The organism is Paraburkholderia sp. (assembly GCF_028283785.1).
GTDB lineage: Bacteria > Pseudomonadota > Gammaproteobacteria > Burkholderiales > Burkholderiaceae > Paraburkholderia.
The window spans coordinates 314,865-336,787 of record NZ_JAPWKB010000008.1 but is presented as its reverse complement, the minus strand read 5'-3'; the positions used below and the strand labels follow the sequence as shown (position 1 = coordinate 336,787).

At 62.4% G+C, this 21,923-nt stretch carries 20 protein-coding genes; 8 read left to right on the top strand and 12 right to left on the bottom strand.

The genetic code is table 11. The features are described from left to right. Positions 1 to 120: 120 nt before the first annotated feature. From PW947_RS11135 to PW947_RS11115, 5 genes are all read right to left on the bottom strand, one after another. Complete coding sequence (locus PW947_RS11135) at positions 121 to 1,401, bottom strand: MFS transporter (RefSeq protein WP_299631596.1); 1,281 nt, start codon at positions 1,399 to 1,401, stop codon at positions 121 to 123. A gap of 64 nt (positions 1,402 to 1,465) precedes the next feature. Further along, on the bottom strand, positions 1,466 to 2,032 hold the full coding sequence (locus PW947_RS11130; RefSeq protein WP_299631595.1) for an isochorismatase family protein: 567 nt from the start codon (positions 2,030 to 2,032) through the stop codon (positions 1,466 to 1,468). A gap of 141 nt (positions 2,033 to 2,173) precedes the next feature. Continuing rightward, the gene (locus PW947_RS11125) at positions 2,174 to 2,647 is read right to left on the bottom strand and encodes a MarR family transcriptional regulator (protein WP_299631594.1); all 474 of its coding nucleotides are present in this window, start codon (positions 2,645 to 2,647) and stop codon (positions 2,174 to 2,176) included. A gap of 122 nt (positions 2,648 to 2,769) precedes the next feature. After that, the gene (locus tag PW947_RS11120) at positions 2,770 to 3,129 is read right to left on the bottom strand and encodes a plastocyanin/azurin family copper-binding protein (RefSeq protein ID WP_299631593.1); all 360 of its coding nucleotides are present in this window, start codon (positions 3,127 to 3,129) and stop codon (positions 2,770 to 2,772) included. A gap of 46 nt (positions 3,130 to 3,175) precedes the next feature. Continuing rightward, positions 3,176 to 4,066: a metallophosphoesterase gene (locus tag PW947_RS11115; protein ID WP_299631616.1), complete on the bottom strand. Its 891-nt coding sequence runs from the start codon at positions 4,064 to 4,066 to the stop codon at positions 3,176 to 3,178. A 360-nt stretch (positions 4,067 to 4,426) separates the two neighbouring features. Here PW947_RS11115 and PW947_RS11110 point away from each other — a divergent pair, with 360 nt between their 5' ends. Next, complete coding sequence (locus tag PW947_RS11110) at positions 4,427 to 5,035, top strand: RNA polymerase sigma factor (RefSeq protein WP_299631591.1); 609 nt, start codon at positions 4,427 to 4,429, stop codon at positions 5,033 to 5,035. Beyond that, positions 5,025 to 5,756, top strand: a complete 732-nt coding sequence (locus PW947_RS11105) for an anti-sigma factor (RefSeq protein ID WP_299631590.1) — start codon at positions 5,025 to 5,027, stop codon at positions 5,754 to 5,756. The genes PW947_RS11110 and PW947_RS11105 overlap by 11 nt, the downstream gene beginning before the upstream one ends. A gap of 57 nt (positions 5,757 to 5,813) precedes the next feature. Here the strand turns inward: PW947_RS11105 and PW947_RS11100 are convergent, their stop codons facing one another. Then, entirely contained in the window at positions 5,814 to 6,827 is a 1,014-nt protein-coding gene (locus tag PW947_RS11100; protein WP_299631588.1) for a LacI family DNA-binding transcriptional regulator, read from the bottom strand. Positions 6,828 to 7,023: 196 nt separating this feature from the next. Between PW947_RS11100 and ugpC the strand changes: the two genes are divergently transcribed. From ugpC to PW947_RS11075, 5 genes are all read left to right on the top strand, one after another. Then, positions 7,024 to 8,163, top strand: a complete 1,140-nt coding sequence (gene ugpC, locus PW947_RS11095; RefSeq protein WP_299631586.1) for a sn-glycerol-3-phosphate ABC transporter ATP-binding protein UgpC — start codon at positions 7,024 to 7,026, stop codon at positions 8,161 to 8,163. Between the two features lie 98 nt (positions 8,164 to 8,261). Next, a complete protein-coding gene (locus tag PW947_RS11090; protein WP_299631584.1) occupies positions 8,262 to 9,515 on the top strand; it encodes an extracellular solute-binding protein in 1,254 nt (417 codons plus the stop codon). Between the two features lie 84 nt (positions 9,516 to 9,599). After that, a complete protein-coding gene (locus PW947_RS11085) occupies positions 9,600 to 10,505 on the top strand; it encodes a sugar ABC transporter permease (protein ID WP_299631582.1) in 906 nt (301 codons plus the stop codon). 19 nt (positions 10,506 to 10,524) lie between these two features. Continuing rightward, positions 10,525 to 11,376 carry a carbohydrate ABC transporter permease gene (locus tag PW947_RS11080; protein ID WP_299631580.1) on the top strand — a complete coding sequence of 284 codons (852 nt, stop codon included), beginning with the start codon at positions 10,525 to 10,527 and terminating at the stop codon, positions 11,374 to 11,376. Positions 11,377 to 11,416: 40 nt separating this feature from the next. Continuing rightward, positions 11,417 to 13,390: a beta-galactosidase gene (locus PW947_RS11075; protein ID WP_299631578.1), complete on the top strand. Its 1,974-nt coding sequence runs from the start codon at positions 11,417 to 11,419 to the stop codon at positions 13,388 to 13,390. 60 nt (positions 13,391 to 13,450) lie between these two features. Here the strand turns inward: PW947_RS11075 and PW947_RS11070 are convergent, their stop codons facing one another. Then, positions 13,451 to 14,122, bottom strand: coding sequence for an HAD family hydrolase (locus PW947_RS11070; RefSeq protein WP_299631576.1), 672 nt, complete (start codon positions 14,120 to 14,122; stop codon positions 13,451 to 13,453). A 152-nt stretch (positions 14,123 to 14,274) separates the two neighbouring features. On the opposite strand from PW947_RS11070, the gene PW947_RS11065 reads away from it, so the two are divergent. Continuing rightward, positions 14,275 to 16,014: a tetratricopeptide repeat protein gene (locus tag PW947_RS11065; protein ID WP_299631574.1), complete on the top strand. Its 1,740-nt coding sequence runs from the start codon at positions 14,275 to 14,277 to the stop codon at positions 16,012 to 16,014. Positions 16,015 to 16,075: 61 nt separating this feature from the next. Here the strand turns inward: PW947_RS11065 and PW947_RS11060 are convergent, their stop codons facing one another. The 5 genes from PW947_RS11060 to PW947_RS11040 form a co-directional block, all read right to left on the bottom strand. After that, entirely contained in the window at positions 16,076 to 16,477 is a 402-nt protein-coding gene (locus PW947_RS11060) for an FKBP-type peptidyl-prolyl cis-trans isomerase (protein WP_299631573.1), read from the bottom strand. Positions 16,478 to 16,564: 87 nt separating this feature from the next. Beyond that, positions 16,565 to 17,344, bottom strand: coding sequence for a DUF6875 domain-containing protein (locus tag PW947_RS11055; protein WP_299631572.1), 780 nt, complete (start codon positions 17,342 to 17,344; stop codon positions 16,565 to 16,567). Positions 17,345 to 17,934: 590 nt separating this feature from the next. After that, a complete protein-coding gene (locus tag PW947_RS11050) occupies positions 17,935 to 19,458 on the bottom strand; it encodes a CoA-acylating methylmalonate-semialdehyde dehydrogenase (RefSeq protein ID WP_299631570.1) in 1,524 nt (507 codons plus the stop codon). 66 nt (positions 19,459 to 19,524) lie between these two features. Then, positions 19,525 to 20,871, bottom strand: a complete 1,347-nt coding sequence (locus PW947_RS11045) for an aspartate aminotransferase family protein (RefSeq protein ID WP_299631569.1) — start codon at positions 20,869 to 20,871, stop codon at positions 19,525 to 19,527. A 175-nt stretch (positions 20,872 to 21,046) separates the two neighbouring features. Then, a complete protein-coding gene (locus PW947_RS11040) occupies positions 21,047 to 21,850 on the bottom strand; it encodes an alpha/beta hydrolase (RefSeq protein WP_299631568.1) in 804 nt (267 codons plus the stop codon). Between the last annotated feature and the right edge of the window lie 73 nt (positions 21,851 to 21,923).

The window sequence follows — 21,923 nt, the reverse complement described above, 5'->3', positions numbered from 1 at the left end:
TAGGAATAGATGCGCAATATTAAATAATCAATTTCACTTTCCGCGATTAATGGACTGCGGATTGTGAAGTATGGTCGGGATGGCTTTACCTTATCCGTGTAGACAGCGGGTATCCACGCTTCACGCGGCTTCGGCCGCGTTTTTTTCGTCCGGACGATCGACGCTGATCCGCACGCGACGATCTTCGATCCACACGCGCAGATTGCGGTAGGTGCGCAGATAGTGGATGCCGACCAGTGCCGCCGCCACGCCCGACGCCGCGCCGACACCCAGCGCCCAGCGCGGCCCGAACCGGTCCGCGATCCAGCCCACCACCGGTGCGCCGAGCGGCGTGCCGCCGAGCGCGATGGCCAGCAGGATCGCCACCACGCGGCCGCGCATGGCCGGTTCCGTCGACAGTTGAACGATGCTGTTGGTCGAGGTCGTGAAGGTCTGCGCCGATATCCCGATGATCACCAGCATCGCGCCGAACGACAGATAGCCGGGCATCAGCGCCGCCGCGCCGCAGCCGATCCCGAACGTCGCCGCGCCCGCCAGCAGCAGCGACATCCGCGGTCTGGCGCGCCCCGCCGCGAGCAGCGCGCCCGTCACCGAGCCGATCGCCATGATCGACGACAGCAAGCCGTACTGACCCGCGCCGGCGTGAAACACGCTGACCGACATCGTCGAGATATAGATTGGAAAATTGAGGCCGAAGGTGCCGATCAGAAACAGCATCAGCAGGACCGCTTTCAGATCGGGCCGCTTCCACACATAGCGGAAGCCTTCGAGCAGACTGCCGCGCGCCGGCCGCGCCCGCAGTTTCAGATGCAGTTCGTCCGTGCGAAGCAGGCGCAGCGAGACGATTACCGCGACATACGACGCCGCGTTGATCACGAATACCCAACCCGTGCCGACCGCCGAAATCAGGCCGCCCGCGACCGCCGGACCGATCATCCGCGCGGCGTTGAACGAGGTCGAATTGAGCGCGACCGCATTGGACAGATCCGCCTCGCCGACCAGTTCGGACACGAAGGTTTGTCGCGCGGGGGAATCGAATGCCGCCGCGCAGCCGAGCAGACCGGCGAACGTATAGACGTGCCACAACTGCACCCAGCCGCCCAACGTCAGCACGCCGAGACCGAGCGCGAGCGCGCCCATCGTCGATTGGGTGGCGAGCAGCAGTTTGCGGCGGTCGAGGTGATCGGCGGCGAAACCGGTCAGCGGCAACAGCAGCATTTGCGGCCCGAACTGCAAGGCCATCACGATACCCACGGCGGTCGCATTGTGATCGGTCAGCGACGTGAGAACGATCCAGTCCTGCGCGGTGCGCTGCATCCACGTGCCGACATTCGACACCAGCGCGCCGCCCGCCCAGATCCGGTAGTTGAAGTTGCGCAGCGAACGGAACGTGCCTTTCATCGACGCGCCTCCGCGTCGATCCGCGCAATCACGACGATACCGGCCACGCGGGCCGCGCGCGCGATCACGAACGCGCTTGACCGAGCTGGTCGATGATCTGCTGCGTCGTGCCGGTTTCGCCGAGGCGCGGGAAGATCCGCGTGACGCTGTTCGCGTGTGCGTCGGCGTTCATATCGGTCATTGCATCGACGGCGAGCGTCACGTTGTAGCCGAGTTCATGCGCCTGGCGCGCCGTCGATTCGACGCCGATGCTGGTTGCAACGCCCGTCACCACGACTTGCGTGACACCGTGCTGCTTCAGATACGCGTCGAGGTCGGTGCGGGTGAACGCGCCCCAGGTTTCTTTCGTGACGACGTGATCGGACGCTTGCTGGTTCATGTCCGCCGTGATCTCCGCAAAGCCTTCCGGGAAACGGCCGCCGCCGGTCGTCGACTGATCGCTGCGACCCGGCGCGCCGGCCGTCACGTTGACCAGCACGACCGGCAGGTTTTTCGCGCGGAATGCCTGCGCCAGCGCGGCGCTGTGCTTGACGACGTCGGCCACCGGATGCGCGGTCGGATACGCGAGGATGCCGTTTTGCAGATCGATGACGATCAATGCGGTTTTAGCGTCGAGTGTGGTGATGGGCATGGTGTGCTCCTTGAGCGGTTGAAGTGGCGCGGCCTGCCGTTGCGCCCGGCCCGGTTTGAACCGGGCGGCCGCCACGGAGCGCCGCGCCTGAGAGTGGGGAGACGATGACCGGACGCCGGTGGCGTTCAGGCACCGTCACGGTCAGGAATCGACGAGCCGTTTCAGCAGCTCGACAGTTTGGGCGAGTTTCTTCTGCTCCGCAGGCGCAAGCTTGGTGCGGATTGCGCTGAAGAGCCAGTCTTCGCGCGCGGCACGGCCCGCCTTGATGGTTTTCACGCACGACGGCGTCAGCGACAGCACGGTTTGCCGTCCGTCGTTCGGGTCGGGCGAACCGGCGACGAACCCGGCCGTCTTCAGCACCGACACCGTTTCGCCCATCGATTGCGGCCGCATGCCTTCGCCGCGCGCAAGCGTGGTGACAGTGGCCGGGCCGTCGCGTTCGAGACGCAGGATCACGCGCATCTGCGTCCAGGTCAGGTCGCCGAGATGCGCTTCGTCGCGCAAACGGCGCTTCAATTGGCCGAGTACGACGCGCAATTCGCCCGCCGTGACCAGCGCCCGTGCGACGTCGGGATCGGCGGTGTCGTTCAGATCGTCATGCTGCGATGCGGTCATTGCGGATCGGTCAATTATGAAGGCTACCTGTTAAGGTTACCTTCATGATTGAACACGCGTCAAGCGACATTCCAGATTGAAACCCTACCGAAATCACGTTGAAATCACTTTGAAAAAAATGACTATTTGACGATGACGGTGCCGGTCATCCGGGGATGCATCGAGCAGAAATAAGCGTAGGTGCCGGGTTTTGCGAAGGTCGTCGTGTAGTGCTCGCCGGAATCGACGGGCGGCGACGAAAACGCGCGCGGCGTCGCGCTGCTGACGATCATATGCGGCATGTCGTCGTGATTCTGCCAGGTCACGGTCGAGCCGGCGCTGACGTGCAGCACCGGCGGATTGAACGTGAAATTGTCGATCACCACCGTATTCGGCACCGATTGTGCCTGCGCGATCGGTGCCGTCGCCACCGTCGCGCACGCGATCAATGCCGGGCAGACGGTGCGCATCAGCGCGTGTTGAAACAGACGGGACATGTTCATCGGAAGCTCCTGTTTTGTGGGTCCGGATAGGCGTGAGCCGACGCGATCACGACGCCAGCCGGGTATCGACGATCGCCAGTTCGCCTTGTCCCGGCACGTAACTCACGGAGCGCAAACCCAGCATCGAGCGCAACGTATCCGCAGGAACTTTCATCGGACCGGGGCCGGCGGCCGCGCCCGGCGCGGGCTGCGGAAACGCGGTCGAAAGCGCGCTGTAGAAATGCATCTCGCCTTCCACTTTCTGCGCGACCTGATGCACATGTCCGTTCAGCACCGTCACCGAACCGAAGCGCTTCATCATCGACAGCGCGCGCGCACTGTCGTCGGTGCCCCAACCCCATTGCGGATACAGCGACCACAGCGGGATATGCGCGAACACCACCAGCGGCGTACTCGACGACAGCGGTTTCAGATCCTGCTGCAACCACCCAAGCTGCTCGTCGCCGAGAAAGCCGAGTCCGCCGCCATGCAGATCGAGCACGTTGACCAGTCCCACGAAATGCACGCCGCCCTGATCGAAGCTGTACCACTTGCTTTTGCCACGTCCGCCGAAGCGCTCGAAATACGACTGCCCGCCTTCGACCAGCACGTCGTGTTCGCCCGGCACGTAATGCACGTCGAGCCGCGCGGTGTTGACGATTTGCGAAGCGGCATCGAATTCGTCGGGTTTCGACAGATGACTGATATCGCCGGTGTGGATCATGAACGCGGGTTTCGACGGCATCGCCTGGATTTTCGAAATCGCCGCTTCGAGCGTGCTGGCGGGATCGAGATTCGGGTCTTTGCTGAAACCGATATGGCTATCGCTGATCTGCACGAACGAGAACGCGTGACGGTCGTTTTCAGCGGCCTGCGCAGCGCCGATGCCATTGATCAGCTTCGAGCCGGGAATGCCGCCGGACAGCGTCCAGACCACGCCTGCGCCGGCCCACGCCATGCAGCTGAGTACCGTGCGCCGGCGGGCGCCGTGGTCGTCGAGCGACGACGCGGCGGCGTTGTCGGGCGTGGATGAATCAACGAGCTTCGGCGTGTCGGCGGGTTCGGAAAAATCGGTCATGATGCGCTCCGGGTCGGATCAGCGGGTTCGGGGAATCCATAGGGATCGAAGGGCCGGCCGCACGCGTTCGGAACGCGACCGCCCTTGCCCTTAAAACCCGCGCCGACACCGCTTTATTCGGCCTATATTTGTTGGGCGCAAAGGGTGAAAGCGGGAATAAAAACGCCGCGTCGCCGGTATCTGAACCAGCAGCCGGACGCGACGATTCGCGCCCGGGATTCGCACCCAGGAGAACCGCCGATGGGACGACAAGCGTCCGCGCGTTTCGAGGAATTGATGCTGCCGTATCTGGACTCGGCGTATAACCTCGCGCGCTGGTTGAGCGGCACGCGCGCCGATGCCGACGATCTGGTGCAGGAAGCGTATTTGCGCGCGCTGCGCTATTTCGACGGCTACTCGGGCGACACGCCGCGCGCGTGGCTGCTCGCGATCGTGCGCAACACGTGGTTCACCGAGTGGAACCGGCGCGCGCAACACGGTCAGAACACGTCGTTCGACGAAGCCGTCCACGGCGATATCGACGCGGCGTGGAGCGATGCGCCGGAGAGCAATCCGGAAACGCTCGCGGTGCGTCACGACGAAATCGAACTGGTGCGCGACGCGCTGCGCACGCTCGCGGTCGAGTATCGCGAAGTGCTGGTGTTGCGCGAACTGGAGGACATGAGTTATCGCGAGGTCGCGGCCGTCGTCGGGATTCCGATCGGCACCGTGATGTCGCGGCTGTCGCGGGCGCGGGCGCTACTCGCCACCGCTGTGCGCGCAGCGCAAAACAACGGCCCGCATGGAACCGGCGTGCGCCTCGTCAAGGCGCCGCCCACCGACCCGGAGAAATCCCGTCATGGAAACTAGGCGCACTTCCTCGCTGGAACAGACGCTGCACGACGGCGCCCTGTACGAGCGCGCGCCCGCTTATTTGCGCGAACAGGTGCGGGCCGGATTACGCGACGACACGGCGCGGACCGAACCGCGTGGCGGCTGGCGCGACGCATTGCGCGGCCCGCGTGGCGGTGGCGGATTCCGCCTGCCGTGGATCGGCGGCGGCGTGGTCGGCATGGCGTTCGGCGCGCTGCTGGCAAGCCTCGTTCTGCTCGCGCTGCCGGTACTTCAGCATCGCGGCGGCGGCGACGGTAGCGACGTCGCACAGGAGATCGTCGCGAGTCACGTGCGCGCGTTGATGTCGGATCGTGCGATCGATGTCGTGTCCACCGATCAACACACGGTGAAGCCGTGGTTCAACGGCCGCATCGATTACGCGCCGCCCGTCGTCGATCCGGCCGCGCAAGGTTTTCCGCTGGTCGGCGGACGGCTCGACTATGTCGATCATCGTGCGGTGGCGGTGCTGATCTACCGCTATCTGAAGCATCCGATCGACCTGTATGTGTTCCCGGCCGCGCGCGGTGCGTCGAACCCGCCGGCCGCGCCGAATGCACCGACGGTCACGCGCTCGGCCGAAGGTTACGCGCTGGTCGAATGGCAGCACGACGGGATGATCTACTGGGCCGTGAGCGACGCGTCGCCGGTCTACGTCGAGCAATTCGCGGAAGCGATCATCCACGTCGGCGGGAAATGATCCGGCAGCAGATCCGGCAGCAGATCCGCCCGCAACCCGGTCCGCAACGACGCGGCGTCAGGGCCGCCATTGCCGCGTCGAAGCACGCACCACCAGTTCCGGCAATGGCGCGATCACCATCGACGGCGGTTGCGCCGGTTGCTGGATCAACTGGATCAACCGCGCCACCGACAGATCCGCAATCGCGGTCGTGTTGATTGCAACGGTGGTCAATGCCGGATGCACCTGATGCGCCAGCTGAATGTCCGTGATGCCGATCACCGACACGTCGTCGGGCACGACCCGACCCATCGTCATCAACGCCTGCGCCGCGCCGATCGCCAGTAGATCGTTGGTCGCGAAGATCGCGCTCAGGTGCGGCGCGTTCGCCATCAACTGCATGCACGCCGCATAACCGGCATCGATCGAATCGCGGATTTGCAGCACCGCGGCCGCGTCGGTTTCGACGCCCGCGTCGTGCATCACCGCGCGAAAACCGTTCGAGCGCGCATCCTGCAAACCGCCGCACCCGTCGCCGATCAACATGCCGATTTTCCGGTGCCCGAGTTCGAGCAGATGCTTCGCGGCCAGCGCGCCCGCATGCGCGAAATCGACGGCAACGCACGGCAACGCGGGCGGCGCTTCCGGGTGTTCCCACATCGCCAGCAGAATCGGCGCACGATGCAGCGCCGACGCGCACAACTCGTTGATCGCGATATCGGTGTTCATCACCAACACGCCGTCGGCGAGCGTGCCCGCAATCTGGTTCAGATACGCGCGCCCGATCTCGGCGTCGTCGTCGGTATTGCAGACCATCAGGAAGTGCCCGGTACGCCGCGCCGCGCGCTCGGCCGCCGCGACGAACTCCGGATAGAACGGGTTCGAAATATTCGACAACATCAACGCCAGCGTCGACGAACGGCCTTCGGCCAATGCACGCGCATTGAGGTTCGGCCGGTAGCCCAGTTCGGTGATCGCTTTCAGCACGCGTTCGACGGTTTCGGGCCGCACCTTGTCGCGATTGCGCAGCACGTTCGACACCGTCGCGGCGGTGACTTTTGCATGTTTGGCAACTTCAGCCAGTGTGACCATCTTGTATTCCCATATTCAGGGACGGCGATTCATATCTTGCATAGGCGATCCGGAATTGCTAACTTTCTCGAAAATACTCCGGAGACGCTCATCATGCCTTTCTTCAACATTCCCGAATTTAAGCGCTTAAATGCCCGTTGTACAAGGGCTGTCTTTTTTCTTACCAAAAATTTAAGCGCTTAAATCTGGAGGCGGCATGGCTGCGATCAGTCTCACGAATGTGCAGAAGGCGTATGGCGATCACGCACCGGTGATTCGCCGGTTGAGCCTGGAGATCGGGCGACACGAATTTTGCGTTTTCCTTGGCCCGTCGGGCTGCGGCAAGTCCACGTTGTTGCGGATCATCGCCGGTCTCGAAGATCTGACCGAAGGCGAATTGCGCATCGACGGCCGTCCGATGAACGATGTGCCGTCCGCCGCGCGCGGCGTCGCGATGGTGTTCCAGAGCTACGCGCTGTTCCCGCACATGACGGTGTTCGACAACATGGCGTTCGGTCTGAAGCTTGCCAAAACGCCGAAGGACGAAATCCAGAAGAAGGTGCACGAAGCCGCGCGTATCCTGCAACTCGACACGCTGCTCGACCGTCATCCGAAAGCGTTGTCGGGCGGACAACGGCAGCGCGTCGCGATCGGACGCGCGATCGTCCGCGAGCCCGGCGTGTTTCTGTTCGACGAACCGCTATCGAACCTCGACGCTGCATTGCGCGGCCAGACGCGGATCGAAATCGCGCGGCTGCATCAGCGTTTCTCCGACGCCAGCGTGGTCTACGTGACGCACGATCAGGTCGAAGCAATGACGCTCGCCGACAAGATCGTGCTGCTGCACGCCGGCGCCGACGCCGAGCGCTTCGGCAGCATCGCGCAGATCGGCGCCCCGCTCGATCTCTATCACCATCCCAAATCGCGCTTCGTGGCCGGCTTTATCGGTTCGCCGCGGATGAATTTCATCGACGCGACGGTCGCGTCGATCGAACTGGGCAGCGTGACGCTGACGCTCGCGAAAAGCGGCGAAAGCATCGTCGCGCATGTCGATGGCCAGCGTCTGCAACGCGGCCAGCCGGTCACGCTCGGCGTGCGGCCCGAGCATCTTCGTCTGAGCGGCGACGACCAGTCGATTCAATGCGCGACCGCGTTGACTGAACGCCTCGGCGAACACAGCTATATTCACGCCGACCACACGAGCGGCACGCTGGTCGCGAAAGCGCCGGGCGACGCGTCGATGCGCGCGGGCGAACGCGTTGTACTCCACATTCCCGCCGACGCGTGCCACGTATTCGACGCCGACGGCCTCGCGGTACCGCGCACGATCCGCGAAACGACGCTCGCCGCCGCCTGATCGAGCGAAGCAGGGAACCCGGCCATAGAGCCGGCTTTACGACCGTCGGCAGCACGCCGGCGGCTAACAGCAGTCAGAAAGTAGTCAAGGAGACAAGCATGATCGCAAACCGGTTTCGCCGATTGGCTCGCATCTCGGCGGCAGTCGCCGTCGTGACGGCCGTGATGTCGAGCGCCGCAGTCGACGCGGCGACGCTCAACGTCAACGTGTCCGCGCGCGGCAACCAGCGCTCGACGTGGCAAGACGCATTCGACAAGTTCAAGAAAGCCAATCCCGACGTCGATCTGAAAGTGACCTACGTCACCGAGGAAGCGTACAAGGTGCAGATGGGCGGCTGGCTCGCCACCGATCCGCCTGACGTCGTGTCGTGGCACGACGGCGAGCGCATGGCGTATTACGCGCAGCGCGGCCTGCTCGACGACCTGACCCCCGACTGGAGCAAGAACGGCTGGTCGCAACAATATGCGTCGGTGAAAGAGGCGTCGACGTTCAAGGGCAAGCAGTACGCGGCGCCGCTCGGCTACGACGCGTATGGCTTTTTCTATCGCAAGGATCTGTTCGACAAGGCCGGCATCAAGTCGGAACCGAAGACCTGGAATGAATTCCTCGACGCGTGCAAAAAGCTGAAAGCAAGCGGCGTCGCGCCGATTGCCGTCGCCGCGCGCGACAGCTGGACGCTCGCCGCGTGGTTCGATTATCTCGACCTGCGGATCAACGGCAACGCGTTTCACCAGCAGTTGATGTCCGGTCAGATTCCGTACACCGACGCCCGCGTGAAGAAGGTCTACACGGCGTGGAAGACGCTGATCGACGACAAATACTTTATCGATAACGCGCTGTCGTACGACCTCGATTCGATCGCGCCGTTCCTCGTCAACGGCAAGGCCGCGATGATGCTGATGGGCACGTTCTTCTCGGCCAGCATTCCGGCTGCATCGAAGGCGGACACCAGCTTTTTCCGCTTCCCGGTGATCGATCCGAACGTCGCGATGGCGGAAGACGGTCCGGTCAACGTGCTGCTGATTCCGGCGAAGGCCAAGAACAAGGCCGACGCGCATCGTCTGCTCGCGTTCATGGAAAAGCCGGAGATCAATGCCGATCTCGCACACGGCTGGGGCCAGTTGCCGTCGAACAGCCAGTCCGCCGAACCTGAAGATCCGATTTCGAAAGTGGGCTTCACGATTCTGGCGAACACGAAGGGCGGCATCGCGCAGTTCTACGACCGCGACATGACCAAGGAAATGGCCGACGAAGGCATGAAGGCGATGCAGCAGTTCTATAGCGATCCGTCGCAACTGGACAGCATCCTCGCGCGCCTGGAAACGACCCGCAAGCGCATCTACAAGCAGTAATCCTGTCGCGCCGGTTGTCGTGGTTGTGCTGCTTTACCGCGCGCAACCGGCGCGCCCCGCCTTCGACCCTAGCGAGGCCCGATCATGTCTCATCCCATTGCGAGCCGCCTGCCTGCGGCGCGGCAGCGTCGCGTCTGGACGACCCGTCGCCGGCAGAATCGTGCGGCATTTTTCTTTCTGTTACCGGGCTGCGCGCTGTTCACGTTGTGCGTGCTCTACCCGATTATCAGCAGCATCTCGCTCAGTTTTTATAACTGGGACGGCATGACGCCGAAGAGCTTTGTCGGCTTCGATAACTACATCGAACTGTTCCACACCGACACCTTCTACACCGCGCTCAAGAACAATCTGCTGTGGCTCGCGTTCTTCCTGCTCGCACCGCCGCTCGGACTGATTTTCGCGCTGTACCTGAACCAGAAAATGCGCGGCATGCGACTCGTGAAGTCGCTGTTCTTCGCGCCGTTCGTGTTGTCGGGCGTGGTGGTCGGGCTGGTCTTCAGCTGGTTTTACGACCCGACCTTCGGCTTGCTGAAGGTCTTCGTCGGACACGGCATTCCGGTGCTCGGCGATCCGCACACGGTGACGCTCGGCATCATCTTCGCCGCGTTATGGCCGCAGACGCCGTTCTGCATGGTGCTGTATCTGACCGGCCTCACCGCGATCAATCCGGAAGTGGTCGAAGCCGCGCGCATGGAAGGCGCGAAAGGTCTGAAGCTGTTGTGGCACGTGATCCTGCCGCAGCTTCGTCCGGCCACCTTCATGGCGGTCGTGCTGACGATCATCGGCGCGTTGCGCAGTTTCGACCTGATTGCGGTGATGAGCGGCGGCGGTCCTTTCGACAGCTCGACCGTGCTGGCCTATTACATGTACGACCAGGCGATCAAGTACTACCGCGAAGGCTATTCGGCGTCGATTGCCGTGGTGCTGTTCGCGATCATGCTCGTCTACATCGTGTTCCATCTGCGCCGCATGCTGCGCGAAGAACGCTGAAATCACGGAGTCACGCATCATGTATCCGCTTCCCGTCGAACGCTGGAAACCCCTTCCACGCATGCTGTACAAAGCGTCGCTGCCGCTCGCGCTGGTGATCTGGCTGCTGCCGATGCTCGCCGTGCTCGTCACCTCGATCCGCTCGTCGGACGAACTGTCGCGCGGCGATTACTGGACGTGGCCGAAGCATTTCGCGCTGATCGAAAACTACGGCGCGGCGCTCACGCAGACGCCGATGCTCCACTACTTCGCCAATAGCGTGCTGATCACGGTGCCGTCGGTGCTCGGCGCGATCCTGCTTGCTTCGATGGCGGGCTTCGCGCTGGCGACGTATCGCTTTCCCGGCAACACCGCCGTGCTGTTCGCGTTCGTCGCGGGCAACTTCGTGCCGATCCAGATCCTGATGATTCCGGTCCGCGACATGGCGCTGAAGTTCGGACTGTTCAACACCGTCTGGGCAATGGTGATTTTCCATGTGTCGTTTCAGACCGGCTTTTGCACGCTGTTCCTGCGCAACTTCATCAAGCAGTTGCCGTTCGAGCTGATCGAAGCGGCGCGCGTCGAAGGCGCGAGCGAATGGACCATCTACGCGCGGATCGTGCTGCCGCTGATCCGTCCCGCGCTTGCCGCGCTCGGCATTCTGGTGTTCACGTTCGTGTGGAACGACTACTTCTGGGCGCTGTGCCTGACGCAAGGCGACGATGCCGCGCCGATCACCGTCGGTGTCGCGGCATTGAAGGGTCAATGGACGACCGCGTGGAATCTCGTTGCGGCGGGATCGGTACTGGCCGCGTTGCCGTCGGTGCTGATGTTCTTCGCGATGCAAAAACATTTTGTCGCCGGACTGACGTTCGGCGCGAGCAAGGGCTGACCGCTCGCCCTGCTTTCACCCCTTTTTCGCGAGACTTTCTATGCAACTTGGTGTCTGCTACTACCCCGAACAATGGCCGCGCACGATGTGGGCCGACGATGCAAAACGCATGGTCGAACTCGGTATCACGCATGTGCGGATCGCGGAATTCGCGTGGAGCCGGATGGAACCGCGCGCCGGCGAATACGTATGGAACTGGCTCGACGAAGCCGTTGAAACGCTGGCGTCGGCGGGTCTGAAAATCGTGCTCGGCACGCCGACCGCATCGCCGCCGAAGTGGTTGATCGACGCGCATCCGGACGTGTTGCCGGTGCGTGCCGACGGCACCACGTGGAACTTCGGCTCGCGTCGTCATTACGACATCGCGAGCGACACGTATCGCCGCGAATGCCTGCGTATCGTCGACGTGATGGCCGCACGCTACGGACGCCATCCGTCGGTGATCGCATGGCAAACCGATAACGAACTCGGTTGCCACGAAACCGTACCGAGTTATTCGAAGGCCGCGTTGCAGCGTTTCCACGGCTGGCTCGCGAAGCGCTACGAAACCATCGGGCAGTTGAACGAAGCGTGGGGCAACGTGTTCTGGAGCATGGAATACGCATCGTTCGACGCGATCGAATTGCCGAACCTGACGCCGACCGACGCGAATCCGATCCATCTGCTGGACTTCCGCCGCTTTATGTCCGACGAAGTGGCGAGCTTCCACCGCGAGCAGATCGACGTACTGCGCCGTCATGCGCCCGACGCGGACATGCTGCACAACTTCATGGGCTTTTTCACCACCTTCGATCACTACGACTTTTCCGCCGACAACGCGATCGACGTCGCCGCGTGGGACAGCTACCCGATCGCGCGCACGGAATCGATCGCGTTGCCCGAAGAACAGAAAGCGCGCTATGCACGCACTGCGCATCCGGACGTTTCGGCTTTCGATCACGACCGGTATCGCGGCGTCGGACGCGGCCGTTTCTGGGTGATGGAACAGCAGGCCGGCCCGGTCAACTGGGCGCCGTGGAATCCGGTTCCCGCGCCCGGCATGGTGCGTTTGTGGGCGTACGAGGCGTTCGCGCACGGTGCGGAACTGGTGTCCTATTTCCGCTGGCGACAATGCCCGTACGCGCAGGAACAGATGCATTCCGGGCTGAATCTGCCGAACAACGAATTGTCGCCGGGCGGCATGGAAGTGCGCCGCGCCGCAGCTGAAATCGCCGCGTCCGATGCCCTATCGACGCTGCCTGCGGCGTCGCCGGCAAGCGTCGCGGTGGTGTTCGATTACGAAACGCAGTGGATGTTCGAAATCCAGCGGCACGGCAAGAGCTTCGACTATCAGACGCTCGCGTTCGACTACTACGAGGCGCTGCGCGAATTGGGCCTCGACGTGGATATCGTGTCGTCGAAAGCGGATTTGTCCGCGTACCGGCTGGTGGTCGTGCCGAGCCTCGCGGTGGTCGATCACGCGCTGGTGCAGCAGATCGAGCGGAGCCACGCGCAATGGGTGTTCGGTCCGCGCACCGGTTCGAAAACCCGCGAATTCGCGATCCCGTCGAATCTCGCGCCGGGCGCGCTGCAAACCGTGTTGCCGCTGCAAGTGCTCGAAGTGGAATCGTTGCGGGCGAGCCTGCAGCCGTCCACGTCGATCAATGGTGTCGACGGTATCGCGATCCATTGGCGCGAGCATCTGCGCGCGAATGGCGACGCGCAGGTCGATGCGCAGTTCGACGACGGCTGGCCTGCGGTGATTCGCCAGGGCACGCTGCGTTACGTGGGTGCGTGGCTCGCGCATCCGTTGCATCGGGCTCTGCTCGAACAGGCCGCGCTCGACGCCGGTTTGCGCGTGCAAGCATTGCCCGAAGGACTACGCACGCGACGTCGCGGCAATGTCACGTTCGCGTTCAACTTCGGCCCTACCGGCGTCGATGCGCCGTCGCCGGCCGATGCGAGCTTCGTGCTCGGCGCGCGTCGCCTGAATACCGGCGATGTTTGCGCGTGGATCGATAACGCAGCCGGCTAAGCGTCACAGCACGGCGAAAAAAACCGGCGCGTCATGCGCCGGTTTTCGTTTGCATCGCGGTCAACCCAGCAACGCCGCCATCGGCACGTCTTTCAATTCGGCGATGGTCTCGATCGTCAGATCCGCGGCCGGGAAATCGGCAATCGCTTCGGTGTCGTGCGCGTAATGGCCTTGCCGCACGAATACGGTGGTCAGACGGTCGCCCCACTGCTCTTTCATCGCGGTCAGAATGCGCAGCTTGTCGTCGATCATCACGTAATGGCGCGCCGGATACGCCGCTTCGATCGCGCGAAGCATCCGCTCCTTGTGGATAAAGATCATCACGCGGCCGTCGAATGCCTTCCACAATCCCGCCCGCTCGATCTTGCGCGGCTGGAACACCACGTCGCCATCGGACACGATCACGGTTGGTCCGGCTTCGCGCGCGTAGCCGATCGCGTCGAACGCGCCCGGATACACCCGCTCCGGAAACGGATAGTTGATCAAAAACGCCGACATTTGCAGCAGCCGCGTATCGCTTTCGTTTTCGCCGCGATAGCGCTGTAGCGCGCCGAGATAATCGGCGTAACCCAGCTCGCTGCGCAGTGCTTCGAACAGTTGCCAGTAGCGATCGCTGCACGCCGCGCCGAAGGCTTCGGTCAGATGGCTGCGCAGATCGCTGATGACATGATCGTTGTCGAGCAAGGTGTTATCGACATCGAACAGAAAGACGACGTCATCGGGTGTTGACATACGAAACTCCTTCACGGGCTATGCGTCGGATGCAGGCCAGCTTACACGTTTCGGGACAATCGCATCGCGCCGCCGCGCATCGGGCATCGCGTCGTTTTGCTGGATAATCGTCTGTCGAACGCCTGCGGGCAGCCATCTTCCGATACCGAACCATGAGCAAGACCGCGCTTCAGCCTCGCCAGATCGATGCCATGCTGCAACAGGCGGTGTCTTTGCAGCAAAACGGCGCGCCCGACGTCGCCGAAACCCTGTACCGCGAGATTCTGGCCGCACGCCCCAAACACTTCGACGCGATCCAGTTGCTCGGCGCGCTGACGCTGCAATCCGGACGCCTCGACGAAGGCATCGCGCTGCTCAAACGCGCGATCGCCATCGACGCAAAACAGCCGGCCATTCACTCGAATCTCGCGTTCGCGCTAAACGCGTCGCAGCGTTACGACGACGCACTCGCCGCCGCGAATCGCGCGCTCGCGCTACGACCGGATTTCGCCGACGCGCTGAATAATCGCGGCAATGCGCTCGCCGGTCTCGGTCACGCGGATCAGGCGTTGAGCAGCTTCGAGCGCGCGCTGACAGTGCAACCGGATTTCGCGCAAGCCTGGAACAACCGCGCGTGCGCATTACGCGATCTGGGCCGCGCCGCCGACGCGCTCGCCAGTTGCGACGAAGCGATCGCGCGGCAACCGTCGTATGCCGAAGCGTGGAGCAATCGCGGCAATGCGCTGAGCGACCTGAATCGTGCGGACGACGCGCAGCAGAGCTATCGGCGCGCGCTCGATCTCGCGCCCGGCTTCGCCGATGCGTGGACCAATCTCGGGCCGACGCTGATCGATCTGAACCGCCACGCCGATGCGCTCGCCAGCTACGATCGCGCGCTTCAGTTGCAGCGCGATTCACCGGAAGCGCACTGGAATCGCTCGATCTGCCTGCTGTCCACGGGCGCGTTCGACGAAGGTTGGCGCGAGTTCGAATGGCGCTGGGAGCGGCAACGCGTGAAGCCGGAGCAGCGCGGTTTCACGCAGGCGCTATGGCTGGGCGACACGCCGCTCGACGGCAAGACGATCCTGCTGCACGCGGAGCAAGGTCTCGGCGACACGCTGCAGTTTTGCCGCTATGCCGCCGACGTCGCGCGGCTCGGCGCGACGGTGATCCTCGAAGTGCCGCCCGAACTGATCCGGCTGCTCGACGGCCTCGCGGGCGTGACGCAACTCGTCGCGCGTGGACTGCCGTTGCCACCGTTCGATTGCCACTGTCCGTTGCTGAGTCTGCCGTTGGCATTTCACACCACGCTCAGTACGATTCCCGCTGCCACGCCGTATCTGTTTGCCGACCCGGCGATGACGCGGCAATGGGCCGAGCGGTGTACGCAGACCGCGCCGCGCGGGCTGAAAGTGGGTCTCGTGTGGGCAGGCGGAAATCGTCCGCACGTGACCGAGTTGCGTAAGAACGATGCGCGCCGCTCGATGTCGCTGGCAACGCTGGCATCTTTGTTCGATCTGCCCGACGTGACGTTTTACAGCGTGCAGAAAGGCGCGGCCGCGCAACAGCTCGCCGCCGTCAACGACACGCTGGACCCGGCGCGGCGCATCGTCGATTTCACCGCGGATCTGCACGATTTCGCGGATACGGCCGCGCTGGTCGCCAATCTCGATCTGGTGATTTCCGTCGATACCTCGACCGCGCATCTGGCGGGCGCGATGGCGAAACCGGTCTGGATCCTGAACCGCTTCGACACCTGCTGGCGATGGTTGCTCGAACGCGACGACAGTCCGTGGTATCCCGACGCGACGCTGTTCAGGCAAGCTGCGCCCGGCGAATGGGATGGCGTGGTCGAGCGGGTGCGTGCGTCTTTGGCGGAGCGGGCCGCCCGAACAGAACGCGCGGCACAATAAAAAAACGCGTCGGCCATGATGGCCGACGCGCTTTTTATCAGCGGATTGCGCGCTTCGCGTCTTACTTGACGATGGCCAGCAATTCGACTTCGAACGTCAGATTGCTGTTCGGCGGAATCGTGCCGACGCCGCGATCGCCATAGGCGGTCGCAGCCGGGCAGCTCAGCTTGGCCTTCTCGCCGACCTTCATCGTCGCGACGCCTTGCGTCCAGCACGGAATCACGCGACCAAGCGGGAATTCAGCCGGGCCGCCGTGTTTCGACGATGCGTCGAATTCGGTGCCGTTCGCCAGCGTGCCGCGATAGTTGACGCGCACGACGTCGGCGGCGGTGGGCTTCGGACCCGTGCCTTGCGTAAGGTGCTCGACGACCACACCCGACGGCAGCTTTTCGGTGGTAGCCGGCGCGGCAAATGCCGAAGACGCGACAGCGAGAGTAGCCAGCATGACAGCAACGGATTTCACAGGGTTCCCCCAAGTTCAAAGTGAACCCGCATTGTAGCGAACCGGCACGACCGCTTCGATCCGTGCCGACCTGAGGCAGCCCGCCGGCTACGCGCGCAACCCGACGCGCGCTTCGGTCCGCGCCTCAGCCCGCGATTGCCGTTCGACCTGCTCTTTCAGCGCGTCGATGCGATTTTCGATCCGCGCGACTTCGTCGTCGGTGAGCGTTGCACCGATCGTGAACAGATAATTCGACAGCTCGCGAATGCTTTTTTCCGGCGAACTGCCGGCGCGGTCGATAAACAGAATGTCGTGATGGGAAATTGAGCGGATCACGAACATCGGCACACTGCTGCGCATCGGCCTGAAACTGTCCGAATGCGCGCCGCCCGCCGTGCTCAACGGATGGAATTCGCCCAGCATCAGCCCGGCGTCCATAAAGTCCGGCTTCACCTGCGAATGCGCTTCGTCGATGTAATGAGAATATTGCGATTCATCGAGTCCAGTTAAAAAGATACAAACCGAGAATATTCTCGCCTGCCCTTTTTTAGTCTGCAGCAGACGCTGATATAAATCGGGGATCGCTTTTAATATGTCGATATAAAGATCGAAACCCAGATTCCCGACATCCCATACACAAAATACCATCGACCCTTCGCTATGCGACGGCCGTGCAAAAGGGCAAACCGGTCCACGCCGTCCCAGATCGGGATGCGGCTCCATAATAAATTTAGACAACCAATCAAATCCGGCGGCAAATGCGTTTCTGGCTGCCGCATCCACCGCAGTGCCCGATTCAATCGATAAACAGGCCGATGTTTCGATCTGGCCAATTTCCCATTCGATGTTTGAAATGCGATCGGTATGCACAACAGGTTCAGGTTTCATATCCGGCTATCCATGCAAGCCAATCACGCGCACGAGAATGCCCCGGCCGTCAGGACGGTTTGCGTCCATGCGCGCCTGCTGGTTTCTTTGCGATAGAATGAATCTGCCGTCTGCTGATTTCTTTTGAACGATTACGCGGAGCTAACAAACGTTTGCTCATCCAGACGCGCCAATCCCCCGTGCGCGACAGTCACGAAACTGAACATCGAAAATCCGGTCCGGCGACAGTCAAAGCCCGGCAAACCCGCTGGCAGCCGCGCTCTGTGCTGATCTGGAATCGATTCTGCCCATTTCGAAATATGCCCAATGTGGGCTGGCGAACGTAGTCCGGGATCGTGCGGGGAATAAAGCCGAAAATTGTGCGTTGCGTTGGATAACTACAACGGCGGGGTTGCGGCGATGCCAGCATGGCAACGCTTCCACCCCGAAATAATCCGACTATTTACCGGGAATGACAGGCGTTGCCATTCGGAAATAATCGGATGTAATTCGGAATTAAATCATCACTGATTTAAGCCGCTGGCGTTTCAAACACGGCACGCCGCAGGATGGCGTCATTGCGACGTCACCCTGCGGCGAGACCCAGACTCTTACTTCGCGACCGGCATCGTGAATTCAGCACCCTTCGCGATGCTGTCCGGCCAGCGCTGCATGATGCTCTTGTAGCGCGTGTAGAAGCGCACGCCCTCTTCGCCGTATGCGTGATGATCGCCGAACAGCGAACGCTTCCAGCCGCCGAACGAATGCCACGCCATCGGCACCGGAATCGGCACGTTGATGCCCACCATGCCCACCTGAATCTGGCGGCTGAACGCGCGGGCCACACCGCCATCGGACGTGAACAACGCGACGCCGTTGCCGAATTCGTGCTTGTTGATCAGTTCCACCGCACTCGCGAAATCGGGCACACGCACCACCGCCAGCACCGGTCCGAAAATCTCTTCCTTGTAGATCTTCATCTCCGTGCCGACGTTGTCGAACAGCGTGCCGCCGATAAAGAATCCGTCTTCGCCGACCACCGGATGCGCGCGGCCATCGACGATCAGCGTCGCGCCTTCCGCCTCGCCCGACGCGATATATCCGGCGACCTTCGCCTTGTGTTCGGCCGTAACCAGCGGACCCATTTCCGCGTCCGCGTTTTCGCCGTTGCCGATAATCAGCGACTTCACGCGCGGCACCAGCTTTTCGATCAGTCGATCCGCGACGTTACCGACCGCGACCGCCACCGAAATCGCCATGCAGCGTTCGCCTGCCGAACCGTAGGCCGCGCCGATCAATGCATCGACGGCCTGATCGAGGTCGGCATCCGGCATCACGACCAGATGGTTTTTCGCGCCGCCGAGCGCCTGCACGCGTTTGCCATGCTGCGACGCCTGCTGATAGATGTATTCGGCGATCGGCGTCGAGCCGACGAACGACAGCGCCGCGACATCCGGATGTTCGATCAGCGCATCGACCGCCACCTTGTCGCCGTTCACGACGTTAAACACGCCGTCGGGCAAGCCCGCTTCCTTCAGCAGTTCCGCGAGGCGCAGCGACGCCGACGGATCGCGCTCCGACGGCTTCAGCACGAAGGTATTGCCGCACGCGAGCGCGACCGGGAACATCCACATCGGCACCATCACCGGGAAGTTGAACGGCGTGATACCGGCGACCACGCCCAATGGCTGACGCAGGTTCCAGTTGTCGATGCTGCCACCGATCTGGTCGGTGAAATCGGTTTTCAGCAGGTTCGGAATGCCGCACGCAAATTCGACGATTTCGATGCCGCGCACCACTTCGCCCTGCGCATCGGAGAACACCTTGCCGTGCTCGCGCGTAATCAGCATCGCGAGTTCGTCATGATGCCTGTTCAGCAATTCCTTGAACTTGAACAGCACGCGCGCGCGCTTCAACGGCGCGGTTTCGCTCCACGCGGGAAACGCCGCTTTCGCCGCCCTGACCGCGTTGTCCACTTCCGCGACGGACGCGAGCGCCACCGAACCCGTCACCTTGCCGGTGGCCGGATTGAAGACGTCCTTGAACAGACCGCTGGTCGGCTCGGCGGCCGCACCGCCGATAAAATGGCCGAGCTGCTGCACCGCCAGCTTGCCTTGTTCGTTCACTGCATTCATTGCTTTACCTCGGATAGAAACGGCCCGGCGCATCGCGCGGCGGGCCTGAAACGGACGGACGCGGGATCAGGCAACATCCTTCAGCACGTCGCGCACGGTCGAGAAAATCTGGTCGATCTGGGCTTCGTCGATGATCAGCGGCGGCGAGAACGCGAGGATGTCGCCCGTGTAGCGAACCAGCAGACCGCGCTCGAAGCATTTGACGAACGCTTCGTACGCACGCGCGCCCGGCGCACCCGGACGCGATTCCAGTTCGATCCCCGCGACCAGACCGAGATTGCGGATGTCTTTCACGTGATGCGACGTGCGCAGCTCGTGCACTGCATTTTCGAAGGTCGCGGCGAGGCCGTTCGCGCGCTCGAACAGGTTGTCGCGCTTGTACAGATCGAGCGTCGCAATCGCGGCGGCAGCCGCAGCCGGATGCGCGGAATACGTATAGCCGTGGAAGAACTCGATTGCGTTTTCCGGGGCGGCGTTGACCACTGCGTCGTGGACGTGACGGCCGGCAGCAACCGCGCCCATCGGCACGGAAGCGTTATTGATTGCCTTGGCCATCGTCAGCAGGTCGGGCGTGACGCCGAAGTATTCGCTGGCGGTGGCCTTGCCGAGACGGCCGAAACCGGTGATGACTTCGTCGAACACGAGCAGGATGCCGTGCTTCGTGCAGATTTCGCGCAGCTTTTGCAGATAGCCCTTCGGCGGCACCAGCACACCGGTCGACCCTGCCAGCGGCTCGACGATCACCGCGGCGATGGTCGACGGATCGTGCAGCGCGACGATCCGTTCGAGGTCGTCGGCGAGATGCGCGCCCCAGTTCGGCTGACCGCGCGTGAACGCCGTTTCAGCGTGGTTGTACGTGTGCGGCAGATGATCGACGTGCGGCAGCAGATTGCCCGAGAACGTCTTGCGATTGCCGCCGATCCCGCCCACCGAAATGCCGCCGAAACCGACGCCGTGATAACCGCGTTCACGACCGATGAAGTGGGTGCGCTGGCCTTCGCCGCGCGCCCGGTGATACGCGAGCGCGATTTTCAGCGCGGTATCGACCGATTCCGAACCGGAGTTCGTGAAGAAGATGCGATCCAGACCGGTCGGCATCAGTTCGGCGACTTTCGACGCTGCTTCGAACGCGAGCGGATGGCCCATCTGGAAGGTCGGCGCGAAGTCCATCGTCGCGAGTTGCTTCGACACGGCTTCGACGATTTCGGTGCGGCCGTGACCGGCGTTCACGCACCACAGGCCCGCGGTGGCGTCGAGCACCTGGCGGTCGTCGCTGCTGGTGTAGTACATGCCCTTCGCGGCCTTGAACAGGCGCGGTGCGGCTTTGTATTGCCGGTTTGCCGTGAACGGCATCCAGAAGTTCGAGAGGTCGGGCGTGCTGCTGTTCGATTGGTTGTTCGATTCGTTGCTCATCGCGGGCTCCTTGAAGACCCACCGACTGTAGCGACGACGCGGCAAGGTTTCCCGATACAGCAAAATACTGTTCAGCCAAACTGTATTGATTTGTGCGGGGCAACCGTGTTGGTTGGGGCGATTTTTTGTTCGTATGCGTCCTCGACCGGTACACGCGCGTGACCACCGCTATCCATCACAGACCCAAGCCTTTGAGAAATGCGTCAGTTGCGGCCTTGCTGTCACCCGGTGCGCTCAGGTGCGGGCAATGCCCCACGTTGTCGACGATACTGAGCGTACTGCCCGCGATCGCGTCGCGCATGTAATTCCCGACCGACACGGGCGCGAGCAGATCGTCGTGTGACTGGACGATCAGCGTTGGGGTCCTCACGCGACACAGATCGGCCCGGTGGTCGGAAAGGAAAGTCACGCGCGCAAAATGCCTGGCGATCTCTGGATCAGTGCGACAAAAACTATTTGTCAGCTCGTCCGCAAGCGCTGGCTGATCAGGTGCGCCCATGATCGCCGGTGCCATGGTGCTCGACCAGCCAAGATAGTTGCTTTCAAGCGTTTCAAGAAGATCTTCAATATCCGCGCGCTCGAATCCACCGATATAGCTGCCATCATTGATAAAGGACGGTGACGGCCCAATCATCACGTTCGCGGCAAAACGCTCCGGCGCCTTGATTGCGGCAAGCATCCCGATCATAGCGCTCACCGAATGACCTACGAAAATGACCGGACCGGCTTCCAACCCGTCAACGATGTCGAGCACATCATCTGCATAGCCTTCGAGCGTGCTGTACCGGGCCCGGTTGTAAGCCGACAAGTCAGACCTTCCGCTACCCACGAGATCGAACAGGACGGTGCGGTACCGATGTTCAAAGCTCGGCGCGAACAGTCGCCACATGTTCTGATCGCAACCGAACCCGTGTGCGAACAGCACGGTGGTTCCGCCGCTACCGCCGATATGGACGTTGTTTCGATCTCGTACGTTCATAAGCCACCAGAATTACATATTGGACCTATTGTTTCATAGGTATACACGTCGGCACATTCGCGATTTCATCCCC